Source organism: Paenibacillus tritici (assembly GCF_018207515.1).
GTDB classification, from domain to species: domain Bacteria; phylum Bacillota; class Bacilli; order Paenibacillales; family Paenibacillaceae; genus Paenibacillus_AQ; species Paenibacillus_AQ tritici.
In genome coordinates, this window is the sequence record NZ_CP073365.1 from 6,027,994 (window position 1) to 6,051,657 (window position 23,664).

18 protein-coding genes and 1 pseudogene are annotated in these 23,664 nt (G+C 52.7%); 10 read left to right on the forward strand and 9 right to left on the reverse strand.

From position 1 onward, the window contains the following. Positions 1-113 precede the first annotated feature (113 nt). On the forward strand, positions 114-1,304 hold the full coding sequence (gene fabV, locus KDC22_RS25860) for an enoyl-ACP reductase FabV (RefSeq protein ID WP_173128716.1): 1,191 nt from the start codon (positions 114-116) through the stop codon (positions 1,302-1,304). A gap of 390 nt (positions 1,305-1,694) precedes the next feature. On the opposite strand, the gene KDC22_RS25865 is transcribed toward fabV, so the two are convergent. The 3 genes from KDC22_RS25865 to KDC22_RS25875 all read right to left on the reverse strand — a co-directional run bounded on the left by KDC22_RS25865 (position 1,695) and on the right by KDC22_RS25875 (position 4,287). Beyond that, positions 1,695-2,405 carry an ABC transporter permease gene (locus KDC22_RS25865; RefSeq protein WP_211720833.1) on the reverse strand — a complete coding sequence of 237 codons (711 nt, stop codon included), beginning with the start codon at positions 2,403-2,405 and terminating at the stop codon, positions 1,695-1,697. After that, positions 2,402-3,247 (reverse strand): ABC transporter ATP-binding protein, encoded by an 846-nt coding sequence (locus tag KDC22_RS25870; protein WP_211720834.1) that lies wholly within the window; start codon positions 3,245-3,247, stop codon positions 2,402-2,404. The genes KDC22_RS25865 and KDC22_RS25870 overlap by 4 nt, the downstream gene beginning before the upstream one ends. A 104-nt stretch (positions 3,248-3,351) precedes the next feature. Further along, positions 3,352-4,287, reverse strand: coding sequence for a LytTR family transcriptional regulator DNA-binding domain-containing protein (locus KDC22_RS25875; protein ID WP_211720835.1), 936 nt, complete (start codon positions 4,285-4,287; stop codon positions 3,352-3,354). Between the two features lie 106 nt (positions 4,288-4,393). Here KDC22_RS25875 and KDC22_RS25880 point away from each other — a divergent pair, with 106 nt between their 5' ends. From KDC22_RS25880 to KDC22_RS25890, 3 genes are all read left to right on the forward strand, one after another. After that, a complete protein-coding gene (locus KDC22_RS25880) occupies positions 4,394-4,864 on the forward strand; it encodes a hypothetical protein (RefSeq protein WP_211720836.1) in 471 nt (156 codons plus the stop codon). A gap of 86 nt (positions 4,865-4,950) precedes the next feature. Beyond that, a complete protein-coding gene (locus KDC22_RS25885; RefSeq protein WP_211720837.1) occupies positions 4,951-6,084 on the forward strand; it encodes a glycoside hydrolase family 88 protein in 1,134 nt (377 codons plus the stop codon). A 235-nt stretch (positions 6,085-6,319) separates the two neighbouring features. Beyond that, entirely contained in the window at positions 6,320-7,198 is an 879-nt protein-coding gene (locus KDC22_RS25890; RefSeq protein ID WP_211720838.1) for a phosphotransferase family protein, read from the forward strand. Here KDC22_RS25890 and KDC22_RS25895 read toward each other — a convergent pair. Further along, positions 7,195-7,814 (reverse strand): annotated as a pseudogene (locus KDC22_RS25895) (flavin reductase family protein). The gene KDC22_RS25890 and the pseudogene KDC22_RS25895 sit on opposite strands and share 4 nt — an antisense overlap. Positions 7,815-7,908: 94 nt before the next feature. Between KDC22_RS25895 and KDC22_RS25900 the strand changes: the two are divergent. The 6 genes from KDC22_RS25900 (at position 7,909) to KDC22_RS25925 (ending at position 13,619) form a co-directional block, all read left to right on the forward strand. Then, positions 7,909-8,613, forward strand: a complete 705-nt coding sequence (locus KDC22_RS25900) for an ArsR/SmtB family transcription factor (RefSeq protein WP_211720839.1) — start codon at positions 7,909-7,911, stop codon at positions 8,611-8,613. Between the two features lie 57 nt (positions 8,614-8,670). Next, entirely contained in the window at positions 8,671-9,375 is a 705-nt protein-coding gene (locus KDC22_RS25905) for a response regulator transcription factor (protein WP_211720840.1), read from the forward strand. Beyond that, complete coding sequence (locus tag KDC22_RS25910) at positions 9,372-10,370, forward strand: sensor histidine kinase (protein ID WP_211720841.1); 999 nt, start codon at positions 9,372-9,374, stop codon at positions 10,368-10,370. The genes KDC22_RS25905 and KDC22_RS25910 overlap by 4 nt, the downstream gene beginning before the upstream one ends. A gap of 110 nt (positions 10,371-10,480) precedes the next feature. Continuing rightward, the gene (locus KDC22_RS25915) at positions 10,481-11,248 is read left to right on the forward strand and encodes an ABC transporter ATP-binding protein (RefSeq protein WP_173128744.1); all 768 of its coding nucleotides are present in this window, start codon (positions 10,481-10,483) and stop codon (positions 11,246-11,248) included. Continuing rightward, entirely contained in the window at positions 11,220-13,100 is a 1,881-nt protein-coding gene (locus KDC22_RS25920; RefSeq protein WP_211720842.1) for an FtsX-like permease family protein, read from the forward strand. The genes KDC22_RS25915 and KDC22_RS25920 overlap by 29 nt, the downstream gene beginning before the upstream one ends. A 372-nt stretch (positions 13,101-13,472) precedes the next feature. Beyond that, positions 13,473-13,619: a hypothetical protein gene (locus tag KDC22_RS25925; protein ID WP_173128750.1), complete on the forward strand. Its 147-nt coding sequence runs from the start codon at positions 13,473-13,475 to the stop codon at positions 13,617-13,619. 160 nt (positions 13,620-13,779) lie between these two features. On the opposite strand, the gene KDC22_RS25930 is transcribed toward KDC22_RS25925, so the two are convergent. From KDC22_RS25930 to KDC22_RS25950, 5 genes are all read right to left on the reverse strand, one after another. Further along, a complete protein-coding gene (locus tag KDC22_RS25930) occupies positions 13,780-17,544 on the reverse strand; it encodes an Ig-like domain-containing protein (protein WP_211720843.1) in 3,765 nt (1,254 codons plus the stop codon). Between the two features lie 101 nt (positions 17,545-17,645). Then, the gene (locus KDC22_RS25935; protein WP_211720844.1) at positions 17,646-19,193 is read right to left on the reverse strand and encodes an ABC transporter substrate-binding protein; all 1,548 of its coding nucleotides are present in this window, start codon (positions 19,191-19,193) and stop codon (positions 17,646-17,648) included. Positions 19,194-19,231: 38 nt separating this feature from the next. Continuing rightward, a complete protein-coding gene (locus KDC22_RS25940; protein WP_209994197.1) occupies positions 19,232-20,116 on the reverse strand; it encodes a carbohydrate ABC transporter permease in 885 nt (294 codons plus the stop codon). 15 nt (positions 20,117-20,131) lie between these two features. After that, positions 20,132-21,055 (reverse strand): ABC transporter permease, encoded by a 924-nt coding sequence (locus KDC22_RS25945; protein WP_211720845.1) that lies wholly within the window; start codon positions 21,053-21,055, stop codon positions 20,132-20,134. Positions 21,056-21,304: 249 nt separating this feature from the next. Beyond that, on the reverse strand, positions 21,305-23,614 hold the full coding sequence (locus KDC22_RS25950) for a helix-turn-helix domain-containing protein (protein ID WP_211720846.1): 2,310 nt from the start codon (positions 23,612-23,614) through the stop codon (positions 21,305-21,307). Positions 23,615-23,664: the final 50 nt, after the last annotated feature.

The window sequence follows — 23,664 nt, forward strand, 5'->3', positions numbered from 1 at the left end:
CAGAATAAAGAATTGCAGCTAAACAGATTCAAGCTTATCTTTCTATGCCATCATTTGCTATACTCTATATTAACGAAAAAAATTAAAAAATTAAAACAAAGGGGATATCCTTGATGATTATTCAGCCAAAAACACGCGGCTTTATCTGCACAACTGCTCACCCGGAGGGATGTGCCGGACAAATACAGGAACAGATTGATTATGTACGGGCACAAAAGAAGCTCACAGGCCCGGCCAACGTGCTGGTGATCGGCGCTTCTACAGGATATGGACTGGCTTCGCGGATTGCCGCTGCCTTCGGCGCAGGCGCCAATACCATCGGCGTATTCTTCGACAAAGCCGCTGAAGGCGCCCGCACAGCCTCGGCAGGCTGGTATAATTCTGCGGCTTTTGAACAGGAGGCGGCCAAGCAGGGCCTGAAATCCTTCAGCATCGTCGGCGATGCCTTCTCGGACGCTATCAAGACCAAGACTATAGATCTCATTAAGAGCGAATTCGGCACCGTTGATCTGGTGGTGTACAGCGTGGCTTCCCCGCGCCGCACACATCCGGTAACCGGAGAAGTGTTCTCCTCCGTGATTAAGCCGGTAGGCGAAGCGTACACGAACAAGACGATGAATTTCCACACCGGAGAAGTCTCCACCGTTACCATTGAGCCCGCCACGGAAGATGAAGTCCGCCAGACCATCGCCGTTATGGGCGGAGAAGACTGGGGCATGTGGATTCATCAGCTGCAGGAAGCCGGTGTGCTGGCAGACGGCGCAACGACAGTGGCTTATTCCTATATCGGACCCAAGATCACCCACCCTATCTACCGCGATGGAACCATCGGCCAGGCGAAGAATGACCTGGAGCAGACAGCCATTGCCCTGAATGATCAGCTCTCCGCCACCGGCGGACGGGCCTTCGTATCCGTGAACAAGGCGCTGGTTACCCAGTCCAGCTCTGCAATTCCGGTGGTGCCGCTGTATATCTCCGCGCTGTACAGAGTGATGAAGGAGAAGGAGCTGCATGAGAACTGCATTCAGCAGATGTACCGCCTGTTCGCAGACCATCTGTATAACGGCGGTGAAGCAGCTGCGGACGGCAGCCACCTGATCCGCATTGATGACTGGGAGATGCGTGAGGATGTGCAGATCGAGGTTATGAGACGCTGGAATGAGCTGGAGACGGACAATGTGCCTGAGCTGGCGGATCTTGCAGGCTATCAGGATGACTTCTTCCATCTGTTCGGCTTCCGCACCGAAGGCGTGGATTACGAGGCCGAGACTGATCCTGCTGTTGAGATTCCTAATAGGGTTTAAGAGTTCTATATAAGATGCACTTTAAGTCTTGAACAATGAAGCTTCGTCGTCACTGCGGTGAACATTTGGACTTCCGGCCGCTGTTGTCCCCAGATTTCTTGAATTAAACCGCTATCCGCGGGTGAAATCCGGTGACAAAGGCGATCGCTACCGCTCCTACAGTTCCAAATTTCCCCTCCGTTTCTTTTGCTTTTTGTTAATTTCTTTTGTGCATCTTTTATAGATAGATGTACTTGTAAGCAGTTCAATTTATATAGATCAACATAGATCAACGATAATAAGCCGCCCCCTCTCCGGGGCGGCTTATTATGCATTCCTTTACAGTTGGTCACTACACGGCCGCACGGCAAGCGGCCCTTATCCTTTAACGCCTACTCGTTCCTCAAACATCTACTCGTCCTTCAAACGCTTCTGATATAGAACCACAGACACTATCGTTAATCCAACCGTCCAGGCCAGAATAATAAGCAGAGGCTGCGTTAGATCGGCTGTTGTATAACCTGTACCGCTTATGCTCAGCAAATGCACCAGCTGACTGCTTGGCATATAATCCAGCACCTGGAAGACCGGATAATCCTTCGCCAGTACGGCCCCCCACGGTGCACCCATAAAGATGAACGCCACAGGAAGTATGGATAATGAGGCTTCAAGCAATGTCTTGGAGAACAGACCGCAGATCGTCCCGGCTGCTGTGTACAGAATAATGGACAGCACGATTCCAGTGACGAACGCCCCTGCATTCACTGGCTCATAGCCGAATAATAAGCTGGAAATAGCGATAACCACCGCGGACATGACAAAGACCAGACTGCTTTTGCCCAATAGAACATCCATCGTAGTCGCCGGAGTCATCATTAATGAACGCAACGTGCTGCGCTCCTTCTCTTCCGCAATCAGGCAGGCTTGGGCGAAGCAGGTCAGCAATACGAACGAGCTGTTGAACAGGAATCCGCTGGCCCCGGGCAGAGTCGTACCTGCCCTCCTGAACAGCAGAGCGAGAATAATAGGAAAAATCAGCATAATGGACAGCGCATAGTTGCGGGAGAACTCCTTGTAATCCTTCACAAAAATCGCCCGGACCCGTTTATAGGAGATACTCATAGCAGCTCACTTCCCGTCATTTTGATAAAAATATCGCCCAGGCTCGGTTCCTTCGTCTCCAGGCGGTCAATTAACCCCTGCTTCATCCAGTCCGCAATCCGGTCAGCCGTTACCCCATCCACCGGAAGCTCATGGGCTTCCCCGTTGATCAGGTCCACCTGGATCACATTCTCCCGGTGCTGCCGCTTCAGCTCCTTCGGGGAGCCAATCGTTTGAATGCGCCCCTGATACAGAATCGCTACACGGTTACAGATCAGCTCTGCCTCCGCCATATTATGTGTAGTGATAAAAATCGTTGTTCCCCGCTCATTCAAGTACCGTAAACCTTTGTAAATATGCGCGGCGTTAACCGGATCGAGCGCCGAAGTAGGCTCATCCAGGAACAATAATTCCGGCTCATGGATAATCGCACAGGCCAGCAGGACGCGCTGACGCATTCCTTTGGACAACAGATTGGCTTTCTTCTTACGGTCGGCGCTTAAGTTGACAAACTGCAGCACCTGATCGACCGCCGAGGGGGGAAGATCATATAACTTCCGGTACAGCTCCAGATTCTCCTCAACCGACAGTCTCTCATATAGGCCGCTGTTATCCGTCAAAATGCCAAAGCGCATCTTCTGGGCAGATTGCCGCATGGTCTCGGCCGGCTGATTGAATACTTTCGCCTGTCCGCTTGTCGGATTTAACTGTGCCGTCAGGATTTTAATCAGGGTTGTTTTGCCTGCACCGCTCGGACCGAGGAACCCGAATATCTCTCCCTTCGGAATGTTAAAGGACACCTCTGCAAGCGCATCCCTGTCTCCAAATGTCTTGCGGACCCGTTCTACCCGGATCACATCCATGAACACCACTTCCTTAACGTTGATGCCATAAACATATACAGATCATAGACTTTCAGCCACCAAAACACGCCGAAATGTAGCCCTTGCCGCCTGAACGGTACCTTTTACAGCTTGAGCAGTACCTTCAATTCCTGCAATCTGGAACGCGATAACGGGACCACGGCATCCTGACCTGTGTTCAACCGCAGGCTGTAGCTATTCTTCGTCCAGGTGATGATCTCCCTGATTTTTTGCAGATTGACTATGTAGGACCGGTGGCACCTGAAGAACCCGAAATTCAGCAATCTCTGTTCGAGCTGGGTCAGCGTCAGGGCACAGTCATAATGCTCACCGCCCACATGAACCAGGATGGAGCCCTCTACACTTTCGATGAAATCAATCTCCGGCGGATCAAATAAAATCACCTTGTCCTGCCGTTTGGTAGAGACCTTCTGTAAGGTGATATTGGCCTCGTCCTGCTTCTGCATCTCCTGCTTGTCCTCTTCGGAATCCCGGATATCGAGCGGATGGCAGCCGGACCCGTTAAGCCGGTAAATGACATCACAGGATATCATGGCATCCTCCAAATTGGAGGTCAGAATGAGAATCTGCTTGTGCTGTGACAGATCATCGAGTATCCGTTTGAATTGACGGCGATCCTGCTCTTCCAGGTAGAAATAAGGCTCCTCCAGAACAAGTGCCCGTTGATGTGCAAAAAAGACACGCAGCAAGGTCACATACATCCTCTTAGAGGCACTAAGGTGCATAATTCTCACCCTGCTCTCCTCTTGCAGGCCGAAATAGCCGATCAGTGAAGCGGCATGCTCCTTCTTCTCCGTTACCCGGATCAGAAAAGTAATCAGTTCCTCTACCGTCAGGCGCATGTACTCATTTTGCCCGGCCCGGAATACATAATAATGCTCCGCATTCTCCAATTGACTCATTAATAGCTGCTTCCGCTTCAGATCTGTTATGATGCCAGTCGATGGGGCTGCAGCCAGATCTAATTCGATCAGGGGCAGAAGTAACTCCCCGTCTTCATATATAGGTTGAAATTGCATGTCTTCCTCCCGGTTAGAGCGCTCTTGGATATATAATACGATTATAAAGTTATGCTATGTATTTGTCAGGTACGGCCAATTTATAAGTATAGGACGGCGATATCATATGGGCCTGCATCCCCTAGGATTTATTGTACCCTTATTCGTATTACTTCCGAATCTGATTTTTATATTCCTCCCGCCCCGGAATGCTCCTGAATCCCTGTCCCCCACCCTGCTGATCTTCACGCTCCTGGAACGGGCCGGCCAGGTCACCTGCTTCATGATGCCTATTCTCTTTGGCGACCTGCTTGCTGCAGAGCCGCTTGGAGGGTCCGCTGTACTCATGGTAATCTGTCTGCTGATTTATTACGGGTGCTGGGTCCGCTTTTACCGCAGGAAGAGAGAGTTCGCTGTGTTATTTGCGCCCTGGCTTGGCATTCCGGTCCCTATGGCCGTCTTTCCGGCCCTCTATTTCCTGCTGCTCGGTTATTGGCTTCAGTCCTGGCTGTTTGCGGTCCCTGCCTGCCTGTTCGCCCTGGGTCATCTGGTCAATAGCTGGAGCGTCTATCAGCAGATGCGCCAATACCGCAATTAACCTAAAGTTTCACGCAACAAACCTATATCCTACCAGGCCTATAATATCCATAAGAACAATATAACGATATTATGGAGGTTAGGATAATGAATTGGACCGATGTCATTGAACACACGCTAACGACTACTCGGCTTAATATTAAGCGCTTTGGAGAAGCTTTTCCCATCGTAAGCATGGGGGACGGCAAATACCACCTGACGGACCACACCAACTGGACGGAAGGCTTCTGGAGCGGCATACTGTGGCTGAGCTATGAATACAGCCAGGACCCGGAGATTCACGCCGCCGCGACCCGGACGACAGAGTCCTTCCACCGGCGTATGATTGACGGGCAAGCGCTGGATCACCACGACATAGGCTTCCTGTATTCGTTGTCGGCCAAGGCCCGCTGGATCACCGGACAGGATGAAGCCTCGCGTCTGCTGGCGGTGGAGGCGGCCGACATGTTAATGAAGCGCTGGCGCTCCGGGCCCCAGCTCTTTCAGGCTTGGGGACCGGAAGGCGATGAAGAGAACGGAGGGCGGATCATCATCGACTGCCTGATGAATCTTCCGCTCCTCTGCTGGGCCAGTGAGCAGACCGGAGACCCGGTCTATGCCAGGGCCGCCCGGACCCAAGCCGAGAAGAGCCGCCGCTTCCTGGTGAGGGGGGACGACTCCTCCTATCATACCTTTTATTTCGATCCGCAGACGGGGAATGCCCTGCGCGGCGGGACAGCCCAAGGCTATCAGGACGGCTCCACCTGGACGCGGGGACAGGCCTGGGGAGTCTACGGCTTCGCCCTGGCCTACCGCAGCTTCCAGGAGCCTCCTTATCTCGAAACCTCCAAACGAATGGCCCGCTACTTCCTGGAGCATCTGCCCGCCGACCATGTAGCCTACTGGGATTTCGATGCCCCGCAGGAGGAAGGCACGCCGCGCGACAGTTCAGCCTCCGCCATCGTCGTATGCGGTCTCCTGGAGCTGCTGGAGCATCTGCCGGAGAATGACCCGGATCGGGAATATTTCAGGGAAGCCGTGACCCGGTCTATGGATTCGTTGATGAACTACTACTTCACCGCAGGCAATCCATCCGAAGAGGGGTTTCTGCGGCATGGCTCCTATTCAGTCAGAGGCAATTCCTCGCCCGATGATTTCATGATCTGGGGCGACTACTTCTTCCTGGAGGCGCTGCTGCGTCTGGAGCGGGGGGTTCCGGGGTACTGGTATGAACGGGGATAACCGCACCGCTTCTAGATGAAGCCAGTGGACCGTATGATGACCTTGCGGCAATCCGCCGGTCCGCCTGGACAGGCAGGCTTACTATAAGTCTGCCTGTTTGTGCGGCTCTGGCCTAGCTGTAAAATTCATGCATTCTATGCAGCATTCCTCCCGCGCTCACGGCTATCGCGGAGGCAAAGCTGCAATTTTTACAACATTTTAGGAAAAGTGGCTTAGATTACACAGGAGGTCCCACATGAATTCTATTCTAAACGTTATAGAGAAGCTAAAGTTGAACGTCTTGAATATTGAAGATGTCCCAGAGTCATTTAGCTCTGATGTCTACAAGCTTACTCTTGCCAGTGGAGAAACTGTATTTGTTAAAATCCCCTTCAACAAGGATAAACTGTTCCGTGAATTTCAGATGCTCGAAACCTTAAAGGAGGTATTACCTGTTCCTAAGGTACTCGACATTTGGTATGGGGATGAGAGCACTAAGGGCGCATTGCTTCTATCAGCCATTCAAGGTATGCCTTGTACAGGTGACGTAGATGAGAAGCTTTCTTTTCAAATGGGTACGTATCTTGCCATGCTCCATGAGGTCCAGGCTCCCGGGTATGGGCATCATGCAGCCGAAGGTTATAAGTTATTTGACCATAATGACTGGAGATTACATATCCAAAGTAATTTTGAAATGTGGAAGGAGCCATGCCAAGAGATTCTCGGCTCAACATTGTATGAGAAATGTATTCTTCATTTTGATAGAGTTTTCTCTGCTTTACCGGAGCCTGACGGGCCGTGCTTTGTTCACATGGATTTTCGACCAGGCAATATATTGGTGCAAGGTAACGAGGTTGCCGGCATTATTGATTTCGAGAGTGCCCGCGGAGGATCATCGGAAATAGATTTCACCAAAGTCAACCGCTATATTTGGGAGGCCAACCCGAGAACAAAGTCACCATTTATTGAGAGTTATCAATCGGTTCGGCCTATGATGGCACTGGAAAGAGTGCTGCCATTTTATAATTTTTACGACGCTTTCTCCTCCATTGCCTGGTGTAAAAAAAGAGGAATTGCCAAAAATCAAAGATTCCTCCAGGAAAATATTCTTATTTTATCAAATTTGGTGGGCTAAACTTCGGCCCTAAAGGTTTTACCAAGCTGGTTACCCAGACCGAAATAATGACGAAAATTATATATTAGAGGAGCCCATTTTTGGGGATCAATATGATTGCCTTCCATGATTATTTCTTTGTGGGCATGTACAAGTACGGCTTGTGTCTCAATGATCGCAAAGTTAGGGGAATGCTCAGGAAACCGGATGTTGTGAACCCTGGCCTCTATTTGTAACGGACATTCCATAATTCTTGCAGGCTGTACCGTCTCCGAGTCAATGGGGGTTAATCCGCTCAAAGCATACTTATCTTTTGATACGTGTATCCATATTTCTCCTTATTTTCAGGAACTGGATTCTTCCCTGTGTAAGGAGCCAGCTGTTCAACATTCTCCCAAAGTGAAGGACCGGGAATATTAATCACACACTCCGGAAGCCGTTCTAAATTATCAATCGCTTTCCCCCCAAGACCAATCCCTAATACAATACAATCTCCTAAGGCCCATGATGATGAGATCGGGCTAATATTTACTGTTCCATCTTCATTCAATGTATTTAGTAAAATGACAGGGGTCCCATAATATAAAATTTTAGGTTTAATCGTTTCTGTTACCGGAATCTGTTTTGAATTTTTCATTTTAGTTCTCCTCGATGTGTATTCGTTCTCCTAAATTGTATAATATAAATAATTCAAGGATCATCGAATGATGGAATGCAAAGCGGAGGGTAACATGAAAACAAATTCAAATGTAGCAATCATCGCTTCTCTAGTGAGTGAAACTTCCCGCGCAGCAATATTAACTGTCCTATTGGACGGAAGGTTTCATGCAGCAGGTGAACTAGCCTATATAGCCGGAATCACACCTCAAACGGCAAGCTTCCATTTAGCCAAAATGGTCGATGCCCATGTAATTTCCGTTGAAAAACAAGGCAGACACCGATACTACGGGATTCACAATCCAGAGGTGGCTCAGGTTATGGAATCCTTACTATCTATTGCTCCCCCTGTTCATATCAAGTCATTAAAACAAGCTTCAGAGGATAAAGCGCTGCGTCTGGCAAGGACCTGTTATGATCATCTCGCCGGGAGTTTGGGGGTGCAATTAACAGATTCACTGATCAGGACAGGCATTCTGTGCGAAGAAAACAAACAGTTTACCGTTACTGAACGCGGGAAGGACTTTTTCACAAACTTTAGAATTGACCTTGAAAAAGCCGAAAAAAAACGCCGCTCCTTCTGTCATAAATGTCTGGATTGGAGTGAACGGCGCCCCCATCTTGCCGGAGCATTGGGTAATGCCCTTCTGGAACGGCTTTTAGAGTTGAATTGGATTCAACGTCTGCCCAAGACGCGCGCGATAATCATTACTTCCGAGGGTAAGATAGGCTTTAAAGAAGTATTTTCATTGGATATGGAGATTGGTAGCTACGAATAAAGTTCGACCTAAGGCTGCCAACCGGCATAGACAACCAAGACAAGGAGCCCCATAAATATGTCCAGAATCATGATTGTGGAAGATGATCCGAAGATTGCAGACCTGCTGCAGTCAGCTATTGAGAAGTATGGGTATGAGGTGGTCAGGGTCAAGGACTTCCGCCACGTGCTGCAGGAATTTGAACAGATGAGACCGGAGCTGGTGCTGCTGGATGTGAATCTGCCCAGCTATGACGGGTATTACTGGTGCCGGCAAATCCGCGGGGTCTCCACTTGTCCGGTGCTGTTCATCTCGGCGCGGGACGGGGAGATGGACCAGATCATGGCGCTTGAGAACGGCGGGGATGATTATATCACCAAGCCCTTCCATTCAGGAATTGTACTCGCCAAAATCCATAGTCACCTCCGCCGGGCCTACGGGGAATATGCGGGCAAGCGCGGGGAGCTGATGCTGGAGAAGGAAGGGCTGAAGCTGTATCTTGAACGGCTTGAACTGCAGTATGGGCAGGCGGTTGTGACCCTCACCCGCAAGGAGTCCGATCTCATCGAGAGTCTTATGGAGCGCTACCCCAGAGTAGCCAGCCGGGAGGCTCTGCTGGAGAAGCTGTGGGACCCGCAGGCATTCGTGGATGAGAACACGCTTAATGTGAATATCGCAAGGGCCCGCAAGAAATTCCAGGAGCTTGGGCTGGAGAATGCGGTGCTTACCGTCAGAGGTTCGGGATACCGGCTGAATCTTAGCGCTGAAGAGGCGGAGTCATGAAGCTGTTTATCCGTGAGCATGTCTTGTTATTGGTTGTTCAGATCGTGCAATTTGGCGCTATGCTGTCGATCTACTGGCTGGACGGCTACCGCGATCTTCCGACCGCACTCTATTCGGTCTTCCTTGGCTTCTTTTTTCTCGGCTGCTACCTGATCTATCAATTCATCAGCAGGCGCCGGTACTATCTCCGCCTCGGGAAGCCGCTTGAGACGCTGGACGAATCCTTCCAGACGATGGAGAACAGCCCCGTATCCCAAGCCCTGGAGCAGCTGCTTCACTCCCAATACCGCCTCTATCAGCAGCAGCTGACAGCGGCGAAGCTCCAGCAGGAGCAGCACCTGACCTTCATCGACCAGTGGGTGCATCAGATGAAAACACCGCTGTCCGTGATTGAACTGACGGTGCAGAATATAGACGAGCCTGAGTTCGCCAGCATCCGCGAGGAGCTGGAACGCATGCGCGGCGGACTGCATACCGTTCTTTATATGGCCCGGCTGCGGGCCTTTGAACAGGATTTTCATATTAAACCAGTTGTCCTGCCGAGACTCGTAAATGAGGTTGTCCATGATCACAAGCGTCTTTTCATCCGCAACAGCCTATTTCCTGAAGTGAAGGCCGGCTCTCCCGGAATTACCGCCCGGACCGATGAGAAATGGCTGTTCTTCATGCTGTCGCAGATCTTGGGCAATGCCATCAAATATTCAGCAGCGGCCTCTAAGGGCGGCGGACTGAAGATTGCTATATCCTGCTACATGAGAGGAGCGGACGCGGTCATTGAGGTGAAGGACCAGGGGATCGGTATTCAGGCGTCTGATCTGTCCAGGGTATTCGCCCCCTTCTTCACCGGTGACAACGGGCGCGGACTGCGGGAGTCTACGGGAATGGGGCTGTATTTGACCAAGGAGGCCGCAGACCGTCTGGGGCACCGGCTTGAGCTGGAATCGGCGGTGGGCGAAGGAACAGTCATACGGATTATTTTGAAGGCTGATCCTTAGCTTACACACGTGTAATACAAGTGAAATCTAATTCGATAGATGAAAGGCCGCCGCCTCCGCTATATTGGTCTTATCACCATTCTAGTGTATACAGAGAAGGAGAGAACCTTATGCTGGAGGTACAACAGGTCAGTAAAATATATGAGGGAAATGTCACCTACCGGGCCTTGACCAATATTGATTTAACCATTGCGGACGGAGAATTCGTGGGGATTATGGGGCCTTCGGGAAGCGGAAAAACCACTCTGCTGAATATGATTGCCACCGTGGACGCACCGACTACGGGAAGCATTCTAATCGGCGGCAAGGATATCGGCAAGCTGGATAACCATGAACTGGCGGTATTCCGCCGCCGCGAGCTGGGTTTTGTCTTTCAGGATTTCAATCTGCTGAACACCTTAACGGTAGAAGAGAATATCGTGCTGCCGCTGACACTGGATGGCACCCGGATCAGTGAAATGAAGCAAAAGTCGCGGGAGATTGCCGGGAAGCTGGGCATTAGCTCCATTATGAAAAAACGCACCTACGAGATCTCCGGCGGACAAGCCCAGCGGACAGCCATCGCCAGAGCCATGATCCATTCCCCCAAGCTGCTGCTGGCGGATGAGCCCACCGGTAATCTGGATTCAGGCGCAGCCAGGGATGTGATGGATCTGCTGGAGACGATCAACCGGCAGCAGGCAACGACGATGATGCTGGTTACCCATGACGCCTTAGCCGCCAGCTATTGTCATCGCGTGGTGTTCATTAAGGATGGCAGGTTCTATACAGAGATTCACCGTGGGGATAACCGCCAGAGCTTTTTCCAGAAAATTATGGATACACTTTCGCTGTTAGGGGGGTATAACCATGACGTTCCGCCAGTTCGCATTCCGTAATGTCACGCGGAACGCCAGGTTATACACCGCCTATTTTCTCAGCAGCATGTTTACGGTGATGGTCTTCTTCACCTTCTCCATCTTCGCTTATCATCCGCTGCTTAGCGGGGAGCGCATTCAATCCAGCGCCGCTCTTGCGCTTGCGGTCTCCAAATGGGTGATCTACATATTCTCCTTCTTCTTCGTCCTCTACTCCATGAGTGCATTTCTGCAATCGCGTAAACGGGAGTTCGGACTGATGATGATGCACGGTATGACTGTCCGGCAGCTGCGGCGGATGATTTTCCTGGAGAATATGATCGTCGGGTCAGGCGCCACTCTGAGCGGCATCGGACTTGGCCTTATCTTTGCCAAAGGGATTCTGCTTGCAGGAGAGAACGTGCTTGCCCTTAACGAGCCGCTTCAATTCTATTTGCCGTTCAAGGCGATAGTGTTGACCCTGTTCTCCTTCCTGCTGCTGTTCGTCCTGATCTCCCTGTTCATCTCGTCCGTGCTGCGCAGCGGCAAGCTGATTACGCTCATTAAGGCAGACCGTCAGCCTAAGCCGGAGCCGAAGGCCTCGCTGCTATTGTCATTGCTGGTGGTATCGCTGCTGGGGGTCAGCTACTTCCTGTCTCTCCGGGCGAGTGGTCTGAATGTAGTACTGCTGCTCGTGCCGGTGGTCATTATGGTCACAATCGGTACCTATCTGCTGTTCACACAGCTTAGCGTGTATCTGATTCACATGCTGAAGGCACGGGAGGGTCTGTACTGGCGCCGGACCAATATGCTGCTGTTCTCTGACCTTTCCCACCGGATGAAGGACAACGCCCGCGCTTTTTTTCTGGTCGCCATCATCTCTACCGTGTCCTTCAGCGCGATAGGAGCGTTATACGGATTTCAGTCGATGATTAACGGAGCGCTTACGCAGAAGAATCCCTATCTGTTCACCTATCAGTCCTTGGACGGAGACAGCAAGGCACAGGCCCATATACAGCTGATTGACGAGAGCCTTGGCAGAGCCGGGATTTCCGCCGAGAAAACAGGTCTGGAGCTTAACTACTATAAAGCTGTGGATGGCCGGACAATGGTTCTGGTGAAGCAATCCGATTATAACCGCCTGGCAGCGCTGATGGAGCTGAAGTCCATCCGGCTGGCCGCAGGGAAAGCCGCAGTTGTTGATTTCGGGCTGTCCCGCAAGGGAGAAGAACTGCTCAACCAGCCGGTCGAGCTGCAGCCGGGAGGCGTCATCGAGGCGGACCAGGCTGTCGTATCTTGGGCGATCCGGGGAGTCAGCGGTTATTATGTCGTCCCCGATGAGTGGATCAGCACGCTGGGACAGCCGCTCAAAGTGAGCCGTTATTATGCATGGCACGGGGCAACTGGACAGCCGGGAGTAAAGAAGGCAGGCGAAAAGCTGACCAATGAGCTTCCCTATGATGAGCAGTATACTTTCTATGCCCTTGAATATTTGACCTCCAAAACAAATGAGGGCTTTGGCCCGGTAATGTTCATCGGTTTTTTTGTCGGGATCGTATTTTTTGTCTCTGCCGGCAGCTTCCTCTATTTCCGGCTGTATAGTGATCTGGATGAGGATAAGCACAAGTTCAAGGCTATTTCCAAGCTGGGGCTGAGTGACAAGGAGCTTGGCCGGATATTGAACCGCCAGCTCAGCCTGCTCTTCTTTGCTCCAATCGTGGTCGCCCTGGTACATGGAGCCGTTGCCCTTACGGCCTTGTCTCACATGTTCCAGTACTCCATATTCAGGGAGTCCCTGCTTGTGCTGGGCCTGTTCTTCTTCATTCAGGTGATCTACTTCTTCATTGTCCGCCTGTTCTACACGAGACAGATCCGGTCGGCATTAGCCGGATAACCCCGGCACGTCACTTTGTTTTGGAGTAGGATCAACGTGAGCACTTGGGTGGACGCTGCGTGAACGGACCGTTGTTCCAATCGCTGTGCTCTCCAGATTTTTTTCATTCCCCTTAGCGGTGAAAATCCGGAGACCAAGGCGACCGCTTCCGCTTTTCCGCAGGTCGTTCCGTCCTCTCCGCTGTTTAAGCGGGAAAAGTTTTTAAAATCTTTCTAAAATCACAAAGAGAAACCGGCCTTTGGTAAAATGGAGTTACTACACAACCCTTTCAGAGGAGAGTTTTCTGTACATTCAATAGTCCATGGACCCACTTTGCTTGCCAATGGATCTGGAAGAAGATATCCCGGAAAGTCACCTCGTTCGTGCTCGTGAATGCAACCGTCAATCGGCTGGACAACGCCATTTTTGACGCTGCCTATCCCGGCGGCGGCCGTGACAGCTACCACCGCCATGCTTCAGTTTCTGGCTGACGAAAAAGCCACCCATGACCAAAAAAGCAGAGCAGCGATCCTCCAATAACGGGAGAATCGCTGCTCTGCTCACTTTTTGTAGCATTAAGAATGATGACAACTGCCTTCTGCCATAGAAAATCTGCTTTTGGTACAGCCTCTTTTGCCGTATCCATTGTCTGTTCTAACCGCACCCGTTATGGTTCTGCGCAAGTAGCGCCCGCCCTCCCCTACGGCAAGACCGAGAAGACAATATCGTCGAACAGCATATAAGCGAAGCCGCTGGTGTAGAAGCCGACCTTGCCGGACAGGCGGTGGCCCGGATCAGTGCCGGAGAGCCTTGGCGAACCATTGACAGATACGGCAATATCTCCGTCCTGCACCGTCACCTTCACCTCATATTCTGTATCCGGCAGCAGGTCATGTCCCGGCAGCACACTCTCGGTAAGCTTCTGCCACGCGGTATCATACAGAATCCAGCCGGAAGATCCGTCGGCCCGGGTCCGGTAGCCAATCCGGGTGGAGCCGGCGCTGTCCTGGCGGTCGAAGATGTACAGGATACCGTTATCCGGCATCACGGGTGGCGTCTTCAGCTTGAAGTCCAGCTGATAGTTCGTGAAGCTGCGGTCGAGCAGACCGCTGGCACCATTCAGGAGCTTGTAGCGGCGGTTGCCGTCCGCATCTGCGGCAATGCTGCGGTTCGGGTCTACCGGCCAGCCGTTGCCTCCGTTCTCGAAGTCTGTCTCATGCATAATATTCGAGACGGTGACTGTGATATCCGCCTTCACGAGCGGATTCACCGTGGACACTGCAGAGATCAGGGTCTGCCCCTCGTATACGGCTTGAACCACTCCCGTACTGTCCACCGTAGCGACCGCAGGGTTAGCCGACTGCCAGGTGACGCCTGTATCCGGCGTATCCACAGGGTCGAAGGCCAGCTCCAGTTGCCGCTGTTCCCCGGCGGCTATACGCACTGTGCTCTCTGCCGGAATGATTCCGGCCAGCGTAGAGGTCAGCGCCTTGAACTGAATGTCATCGAAGTGCATCTGGCTGACATTGCTGACGTAGAATCCGACTTTCCCTGCCGCGTTATGCCCCGGATCATTGCCCTTCAGACGAAACGCCCCATCCAGGTAGACGCTGATGTCGCCGCCCTTCACCAGCATCTTGACCGCATATTCCGTATTCGGCTGCAGATCATGCCCTGGCCGCTTAACCTCCTTCAGCACCGTCCAAGCCGAATTGTACAGCAGCCAGGCAGAGCTTCCGTCTGCCCGTGTCCTGTACCCGATCCGGCTGGAACCGCTGCCGGCCTGACGGTCGAAGATGTAGAAGGTCGCATTATCCCCCATGACCTCCGGTGTCTTCAGCTTGAAGTTCAGCTCGTAATCAGAGAAGGACTTGGGACTGAGCGACGAGGCCCCGTTCAGAATCTTGTACCAGCGGTTCGACCCAATCTTCTCAATGCTGCGGTTCGCATCCTGCAGCCAGCCGTTCGCGCCGGATTCGAAATCCGTGAAGTCCATCACGCCGTCCCCTGCCTCCACGTGCACCGTAACCGCAGCGGTCAGCAGCGGATTCTCCGCCGAGGCTACCGTAATAACCGTGGTGCCAACCGACTGTCCGGTAACGGCACCTCCACTATCTACAGCCGCAACTCCGGGATCGGCCGAAGTGAAGGTCAGAGCGGGATGGTCCGCGTTCCACGGAAGCACCGCCGTGCGCAGCTTCACCGTTTTCCAGCGGTCCACGGTAATTTCACTGTCATAGACGGCTACCCCCTCTACAGGATAGCTGTCTGGACCGTCTGTTGTGCCCGCCTTGCCGTCAATGCCGATATCGCCAAACGGGATATCCGGGAAGCCGGGAATAACATCGAAGACATCCGCATCCGGCCGCAGCGACAGATCGCCTCCCGCCAGGTTGGTGAAGCCGGGATCTGCTGTGGTCACCCAGTTATCCGCGTACTGGACCAGTCCGAACTTGTCATATGCCCCGTATACATTGGTCGTCACACTGCGCGGAACCGACGGGTTATAGACGACATTCCCCTGGAAGGTATTCGTGTCCGGATAATAACGGTTCTCCGTGAAGAAATCCGCCAGCTCCGGATACTTGGTCAGATAAGGGGTTCCGGTGAAATTATTGTTCGCCGCGAACAGCGCCTGCCATTTCGGCATGTAGTTGAGCGGGACCTGATCATCCGGCTCATCGCCCAGGAACATATCCGCATAATCATAAGGAATTTTGCTGTCGATGAATATATTGTTACGGGTCAGGATATGTGCACCGCCGTTGTTTTTAATAGCCGAATTGCCCATCTTGTAAAAGATATTCTCGTCGATGGTCAACCCCATCGTGAAATTGTCGGGATAGACGCCCTCCACCCCGGCCTTGCTCTCGCCGATGTTATGGAAGTAATTACGCCGGATGACCGTCCCCCGCTCATGGGGCTGCTCACCTGCATTCATATAGATCGCGCCGAGATCCGAGAAGGTAGTGCATACGTCATAGATCTCGTTATACTCCACGGTATGATCATTGCCGAAGATCAGCACGCCGGGATGAGGCGCATCATGCAGCTCATTGTCCGACATGCGGTTGCCGACGCCGGATAGCAGTACCCCGGGATTGTAGGCTTTGTGATAGTAGGCAAAATCGTGAATATGCGAATTCTCCACCACATTGTTCCCTGGCGCCAGCGTCGTTTTGTTGCCGCCTGTCAGTGTGACGGCGGTGCCGCCGATATGATGAATATGAGTGCTGATAATGGCGTGGTCCGTTCCCGGCGCCCCTTCAAAGTTGTTGTAGTAGAACCGGCTCTGCGTATTGACCAGCACGCCGCTGTTGGTGAAGTTACGGATCTCGCTGTTCAGAATACGCATATGACTGCCGCCCATGAATACGGCTGCCGAATCACGGCCGTTCTCAAGGATAAGCTCGGAGAAGTCGATATACGAAGCATTGAGCGCGTTAATCATCGGACTCTTCAGCATCGTAACTTCAATATCCGGGTTATCCGCTGCAAACTCGGCGTTCGGCAGGAAATAGAGCTTCCCCGCCTGGCGGTCAATATAATATTCGCCGGGCATATCCATTTCCTCCAGCAGATTCTGCGCGAAATGGAAGTCCGGATACCAGTTCTTGAAGATGCCGCTCATTTCCCCGTAGCGAAGGGTGATGCTCTTAGCGGCCGTGTCAATGGATGCAATCTTGTTGTACGACCATTCCCAGCTGTAGCCGAAGATCCCGTCCAGCCAGATATCGTCTGCCTGCGTCCAGTACTGGGGCCGGTCATACGTGTACGTGAAGGTCCCGCCGCGCGTATGCACTTCCCCGTTCGGGTCCTTCCTGGTCGGACCCGGATCAAGGATCTCATCCATCTGGACCGTGCTCTCATTGGGCCAGCGGGCCAGGGTCATGCCCTGCCCGGCCACATACAGCTCCATCGGCGGCACCTCGCTCAGATCATTGGCCAGATAATAGCCATGGCGGCTGAGCTGGCCGTAATCGGTGATGCCAAGCGCCCCCAGATCTGCTGCGAGCACTTTCGTTCTCGCGTCGGTACTGATAATCCGGCCGAGAATGGCCGGGTCAGTGACCGGAACGAACGCGGATTTGGCCAGCTTACGGGAGCCTGACAGAGTCACCGACTCCCCCGGATAAGCCGTGTACTTAACCGGCTTACCGGACTCGCCGGAGTCCTGTTCACGCAGCTCGAAGCTGGAGGTCCGCTCATACCTTCCTTCCCGCAGATACACGGTGACTCCGCCGTCCGGCAGTCCTTCCTCCGTCTTCAGCGTCCGGATCGCATCGCGCGCCTTCTCCAGCGTCTGGAATGGGGCAGTCAGGGTCCCGGAATTGGAATCGCTTCCATTATTGGCGACATAAAAAGCCGTCCCGGACGTACCGCCCTCCGCTTGTGCAACTGGGGGAGTGGGGTTGAGCGTGAACAGCAGACTGGCTGCAAGTGCCGCAAGCAAACGTTTTTTCACCAAGGCTCCTCTTCCTTTCAAAGTGGGATGTAGGGGGCTTCGCCATCCATACCTTGACGAAGCCCTCCATGAGCAGCAGATTTCTCCGGTTTCTCCTCAGCCTATTTCTTCAGACCTTTATCCTTCAGGAATTGTTCAAATTGCTTGGTGACTTCCGCCACGTATTTCTCCTCGCCCGCTTCCTTCAGCTTGCCGTACAGCGCAGGCCAGGTCTCTTCAAAATCAAGCGTACCGGTAACCAGTCCCCGTTTGTATTCTCCCCATACGGCGTTCAGGTTGGCAATTTCGGTATTCACCGGCTCGGAATTGAATTTGAAGGCACCGACAGGATTGACCTCGGAATCAGAATTGATCTTCTTGGTCTCTTCCCAGACATTCTCCGGCTGTCCTTCCTTCAGATAAGAGTTGAATACACTCCCGAACACCCAGTCCATATTCGGCAGGTAACGGGAATCCGCTTTGGCCTTGATGTATTCTCCATCGGCCTTATCATAATGTTCACCGGCAATGCCGTTACAAAGCAGATTGTACAGCTCCTTGTCGGTATTCACCAGATTCAGGAACATCATCGCGCGTTCAGGATTAGGAGCGGTACGGCTGATGGACTGGTTGGTGGTGGCTGAATAGCCGTTGGAGAACCAGTCGCTAAGCGGAACGGTGATCACATCATTGCCGCCGTTTTTGGCCTTCACCTCAGCCTCAACCCCCGGCTTCAGCGTCACGTTGAAATCGACGGCAATTTGGCCTTTCGCCAGGTAATCATTCGCTTTTTCGGTGGCGGCATCCTTGTAAATATAGCCATCCTTATACCATTTGCTGGCCAGCCGGAAATTGTCCAGCTCTTCTTCGGGATAGCGCTGTAATGTATAAGTGGGATCATCCGTTTTAATATAGAAATGGTCATCCAGACCTGGAACCACCCAGTACTTGTCGTCATGGGCCTCGGGATTGATGAAGGAGGTACCGAATATGCCAAACGGAATGATGCCCGGCTCATTCTGCTTAATCTGGGCCAGGAAGGGCTCGATATCGGCTACTTTTTTGATGGAAGCGGTGTCAAGTTTGTACTTGTCAGCGAAGCGCTTCTGGATGATGAATCCATACCGGGAGCCGTTGATCTGCTGGTTCGGGATGCCGTATATCTCCCCGTCCACCGAGAGACCGTCCCACATGACCTGCGGCACATCCTTCTTCAGCTCCGGCGCATACTCCTCAAGCAGAGCATCCATCGGCTGGATGGCGCCCTTGCGCACCAGCTCTTCAGGCTTCAGCATGTAGCCGGTCCAGAGAATATCGAACTTCTCGCCTGCCGCAAGCACCGTGTTCATCTTCTGCACATAATCCCCGATCGCTACAGGCATCAGCTTGACGGTGGCATTGATCTTCGCCTTCGTAATCTTGTTTACTTCCTCCTGCACCTTAGCCTGATCCGCCTGAAGCTGCGACAACGGATAATACCAGGTCAGTTCAACCGGCTTCAGCTCCCCTGCGCTTCCAGATTCGGGAGCCGCACTTTGCGCGGCATCCGTCCCGCTTCCTCCCGTGCCTGTCCCGGCATTCGTGCCGCCGTTATTATTCCCCCCGCAGCCTGACAGCACAGATGCAACCAGCATTACGGACGCCAATACTCCAACCAGCCTTTTTCTCATGTAAGTGACCTCCTGTACTTTGTACATGTAATTGTATGTTAACCCTTTAGGGAGCCAACCGTAAGTCCTTTGACGAAAAACCGCTGAAAAAACGGGAAGATCACCAGCATCGGTCCGCCGGCCAGTACAGCAATCGCCATCCGCGCGGAGCTGTTCGGGAAGCTGCTCAGATCAATGCCGAGCTGTCCGGTAAATTCAGAGTTCGTCGTCAGAAACTCGATGCTGTTGAGCGTCCGTACCAGCAGAAGCTGCAGCGGCACCTTGTTCGGATCGTCGATATAGAGCATCGCGTTGAACCATTCGTTCCAGTAGGTGAAGGAGATCAGCAGACCCAGCGTCGCCAGCGCCGGAGTGGACAGCGGCAGGATGATGCGGAAGAAAATGCGGAATTCCCGCGCCCCGTCGATTTTGGCCGATTCAATGATCTCCAGCGGAATCTTGGACATGAAGCCCTTCATGACCATAATGTTGAACGGTGACAGCAGAATGGGCAGAATCAGCGCCAGCAGGCTGTCTTTCAGATGCAGATATTGCGTAATGAGAATGTAGGAGGGAACGAGCCCCCCGCTGAACAGCATGGTGAAAAATACATAGAAGGTCGTCGCCCGGTTATACCGGTAATCCTGCCTTGAAATCACGTATGCGGTCATCGCGGTCAGGAGCAGTCCGGCCAGCGCGCCGATAATGGTCACCGTGAAGGTCACCCCATAGGCACGGAGCAGAATATCGGGAGCGTCCAGCAGATACCGGTAGGCATCCAGACTGAAGGACTCAGGGATGAACTGATACCCATTGTGGGTCAGCGACTTCTCATCGGTCAGTGATACGGATATCACCAGCAGGAACGGCAGAATCACCACCAGCGACAACACCGTAAACAGCAGATTAATAAACAGCTTGGAAAATTCAAATTTCTTGCCCACGCTCAGGGCACCTCCTTACCACAGGGAATTATCGGGATCGACCTTGCGCACAATTCCGTTAGCCGTCAGCACCAGCACCAGACCTACAACCGACTGGTAAAAGCCTGTAGCCGCAGACATGCTTACATTGCCGACTTCACGCAGCGCACGGTATACATAGGTATCAATGATATCCGTAGAGCCGTACAGGAAACCGGAGTTATTCGGGATGAAATAATGCAGGCCGAAATCTCCGCGGAACATATTGCCGATGGACAGAATCAGCATAATAATGATGATCGGAGCCATCAGCGGGATAGTGATTTTGAACGCCATCTGCCGCTTGGTTGCCCCGTCGATCCGCGCCGCCTCGTAATATTCACTGTTAATGCCAATAATCCCGGCAAAATAAATCAGCGTATTGAAGCCCACGACCTTCCATAATTGAACCAGAATGAGAATGACCGGCCACGGCCCGGCATCCTGGTACCAGCTCACCGGATTCAGCCCGAAGGATTCCAGGGTGCGGTTGATAAAACCATCCGAATGGTTCAGGAAAGCATAGGCCACATAACCCACAAGTACCCATGAAAGGAAATGTGGCAGAAACAAGGCTGTCTGGTAGAACTTGCTCCATTTCGCCTTGATTTCATTCATTAGAATCGCCAGCAGCAGCGCGGCCGAGGTACCTACCACAATGTAGGCGGTATTATATAGAACCGTATTCCGGGTAATCCGCCATGCCGTATCCGTAGTGAATAAATAACGGAAATTATCCAGTCCCACCCACTTACTGCCGAAGATACCGAGATCATACCGGTAATTCTTGAAGGCGATAATCAGGCCGATCATGGGAATGTAGGCAAAAATCAATTTGTACAGCAGTCCCGGCAGTGAGAGCAGAAACAGCTCCCGGTTGTTCTTGAAATGATGCAGCTCTCTTCCGATCTTATTCAACATAACCTTAAGCCCCTTCCTTTCCTTCCTTAGCTGCAGCTGTTTGCCTGTGTCCCAGGCTTTGCACGACTAACATAGCGCAGAATCCGGCTGTAGCGTTACTGTACAATTGCAAGAATGCTGTAACGGCGGGCTGTATTGTTGCCAGATTCCTGTTCCGGCGGGCGCAGAACTCAGGTGCGGCGCAAAAAGCCCGCTAAATGAGCAGCGCTCATTCAGCGGACTTGTGGTTGGCGTATGAAGAGAAGGGGGTTATTTGCTGCGGTCAATAGCCGATTTCAGACGGTACTCCTTCGGCGTAGTGCCGTAGCGGCGTTTGAACAGGCGGTAGAAATAGCTCTCATTCCCGAATCCGACCTTCTCCATAATCTCAGTCACAGTCAGGTCCTTCTGCTCCAGATACTCTCTGGCACAGGACAGCCGGGCGGCATTGATCTGGTCGACCACAGTCGTCCCTTCCTGCGCCTTGAACACCTGCCCCAGGTACACGGAGCTCATCTTGAGCATATCGGCGATCCGCTGCACATTGAGGTCGGGATCAGCGTAATGCTTATCAATGATCTCCTTCACCGTTTCCGCCAGCAGCCGGTTCTTGTCTTCCCGCCCGCTCCGGCGCTGCTCCGCGACTTCACGCACCACCTCCAGAAGGACAGTCTCGATCTCATCCAGTGTTTCCTTTTCCAGAATCCGCCGGTTAATCGCCTGAAGGTTGACCGAGACCGGGTTGACGTTACGGCTGTTCATCTCGCCAAGCGTCTGGTTTAAGGTCACAGCAAGATGCAGTACCGCAGAGTACATATTCTCGTAGCTGAAGCCGCCGAGCAGCTCTCTCCATTTACGGATCGTCTGCTCCGTCTCTGCCAGATCTCCGCCCTTCAGCCCGTCTGTCAGCTGCCGTTCCAGCTCCTGCGGGATACGCAGCGCTTCATTCTGCTCATTCTCCCGGAGCAGCCCAGGCTCCATAACCGCTCCCTTGCCGAAGATCATCCGGTAGTTGGAGTGGCGTATAGCCAGATTGTAATGCCGGGTAATGAGGCGGTAATCGCTGAACACTTCGCTTAGTGTAACGGTAAAAGTAATATGATAATAACGGGCAATCTTCTGCTGAAGCTCCCTGAAGCGCTCCTCCAGCTTCGCCAGCTCCTCCTCAGTGTTCCCGGCAACGAAGACCAGATGGCCGCTCTTCATATCTGCGGCTTCACAGGACCCTTCCAGGCGCAGTACCTCCTGGCCGATGTTGGCTATGGCGAAATACAGCAGGGATTCCATCGGCAGTCCCGGCTCTGCCGCAAGCCCCTGCAGATTGTCGATCTGAACGAGCGCCAGACGGAGCGGGGACGGATAGGCGATGTCAATGCTGTGCTGCTCCTTGAGCTGCATGAAGGCCTGCTCATCCAGGCTGTGGCTTGCGCCGATCAGGCTGCGGAGCTGATAGAGCTTGGCAACATTGGACTGCGAGGCCCGCTCCAGCTCAAGGCCCTTGAGCTTACTGATCATCTCGGTGAGGTTGGCCGCAATCAGCGACAGCTCATCCTTGGCCTGCGGCGCCCCGCGGACATCCTGCGGAACCAGTGTCAGCAGTTGGCCTACCGGCTTATACAGACGTACCGCAAAGAACACGGACAGCAGGACGGCGAGCAGAACTACGGACAGTGTGACCGCGATCTCCGTCCATTTCATCTGCCGGACGCTGCCCAGCACCACATCATAATCCCGCATGCTGACAATCTGCCAGTTGTTCAGGGCTTTGCTCAGATAAGTAACCTTATACTTCGTGTCGTCATGCTTATAGTTGAAGGAATCCAGCGGCCTGCCCGATTCACTGATCCGCGGCAGCAGCTCCCCCTTGAGGTCGAGATCCTCAGGCAGCTGCCCGCCGGTGGAGATGAGCACCTCACCGTCGGTATCGGTCACGAATAGAACATCACTTTGCCGCTCGGCTACCTGGTTAAGCGCTTTCATGTTGTCCAGCATCCAGCCCGGCTTCACCGTCAGAATTAGCACATTGTCATTGATTGAACCCAGGGTCTCCCCGTCATACAGGAAGAACGCAAAGACATCAATGCCCTCGCCCTTTCCGTCCAGGTCCAGCGGAATAAGCTGTAGCTTCGGCAAGTCTGCCCTGGAGTCCATATAGCCCTGAAGGGAGCTGTACAGAAGATTATTATCAATCTCATGATTCAGCGACGAGAAGAACCGGTGCTGGGCCCCGTTATAGAATACAGCCGCATGAAGATACGGGGACGCTGCGACCGTATGGTTAAGCCGTTCAATTTTGAGAATGCTCTGCCTGTAATCCGCACCGGACTTCAGCGCCAGCAATTCCTCGTCATTGTACAGGGACACCGCCAGATCTTTTACGATCCCGTTCATGTTCTCGATATTGTAATTGATCTGGGTCAGCAGCTTGCGGTCGGCTTCATTCTGCAGGCTAAGCACCTTGCTGCGGGCACCCGAGTTCACAAACAGCGAGGCCACAGCCAGTATAGCGACAACAAGCATGAAGCTGAGTAAGATCCGCTGCAGATATTTCCGCGAACGGATCGTCTGAAGTACATTCATAGGTGATCTCTCCCGGCTCTTAGGGTGACCTTACTATAATCCCGCGCCAA